This is a genomic window from Mucilaginibacter sp. P4_G9, assembly GCF_056400985.1.
Genome location: NZ_JBFUKF010000782.1, coordinates 1 through 1,200, shown reverse-complemented (window position 1 = coordinate 1,200; position 1,200 = coordinate 1). Strand labels below are relative to the sequence as shown.

The window sequence follows — 1,200 nt, the reverse complement described above, 5'->3', positions numbered from 1 at the left end:
CTTTCGAAATAATCGGACTGGACGAAGCGAAGCGTCTTGAATTTGATCACATTAAAATTCGAGATGCAATAAAACAAAAGGATTTGCATGGTCAAAAGACTCATTTCGGCTTTTTAAAGTCAATAGAGGATAATTTTCTTGAAGGTCAGGCTTACTCATCAGTCACTATTACCAATAAATTAAAGGCTGGCTTGGCTGATAGTAATTTAAAATTACTTAGCCCTGGAGTAAAGCTTTTGCGGGAATATTGCGATTTATCCGATAGGATAACCATAGGACGAAACGCAGCCGGAAAGGAGGTCAAAGGGTACAGGGTGATACGTATTTATCATAAAAGTCAAAAATAACGTTCCAGCTACAAATTTTATGATTTAAGGGGTTTATAGCCCCTTATTTATAACTGTAGCAACTGGCTTAAATGGCCTATATACGCAAGTTGCCGCTTTATTTTTAATAAATGGGACGTTATTTGGCCTAAAAAGGTTCAAATTGAATACACTGTTTTCAACTAAAAAATAAACAAAAAATGACATTTAAAAATTACACAGGTCAAAATATTGGCTTAACAGACAAAAGTGGCAATCCTATACGTGTTTTACCTTCAGAGGGCAAGGCCGAAGTGGTAGCTATCGAAGAGCAATTAATTAGAACAAACGATTTAATTCCTATATACAGAAGGTCACGAGGTATTGTAAAATATTTACCTCAACCCGATGGTAATCAGAACACAATGTATATTGTAAATAAGGAGGTTGCGGCAGCGGCTCGTGGTCGTATAGATATCTTAATAGTAGATGATCCATTTGAGTGGAAAGGTGGTACGTTTTATCGTAAAGTTGTAAATTTTTGAACTTTAAGCCTCTAACCAAAGTTGCCAAGCGCGACTTTGGTTATTTAAAATAACAAATTGGGGTTAAATCGTTAGTCGACTACATTTATTAAAAGTTAAGCTTTACAAATGTCTTGCCGCCTCATCTGCAAGTTATCGAATTCAGTAACCTTTTAAAGCAAGTGGTTGGGAGCATTGATACTCGCAAGTATTTATTTTCTCTATTTACAAAGCTGCCTTAGCGCAGCTTTTGTTGTTTAATACATATTACAATTAATATACAGCAGATAATTGTTTTATTAAAAGGTACGATTCTAAAAGGCACCAAAGCTTTTGCGTATAATGTGCTGTTTTCAAAACTGAATGCTACC

Annotated in this window: 2 protein-coding genes; both read left to right on the top strand. The window is 35.2% G+C overall.

Annotated elements, in window-relative coordinates:
* A partial coding sequence (locus AC1DPZ_RS27615) for a hypothetical protein (protein WP_477409552.1) occupies positions 1-347 on the top strand: 347 nt, incomplete at its 5' end.
* 179 nt (positions 348-526) lie between these two features.
* Positions 527-850, top strand: a complete 324-nt coding sequence (locus AC1DPZ_RS27610) for a hypothetical protein (protein WP_477409550.1) — start codon at positions 527-529, stop codon at positions 848-850.
* Positions 851-1,200 lie beyond the last annotated feature (350 nt).

Bases quoted from the DNA above. Each gene is read 5' to 3' on its own strand.
- AC1DPZ_RS27610 (WP_477409550.1), top strand. From the start codon at position 527: ATGACATTTAAAAATTACACAGGTCAAAATATTGGCTTAACAGACAAA.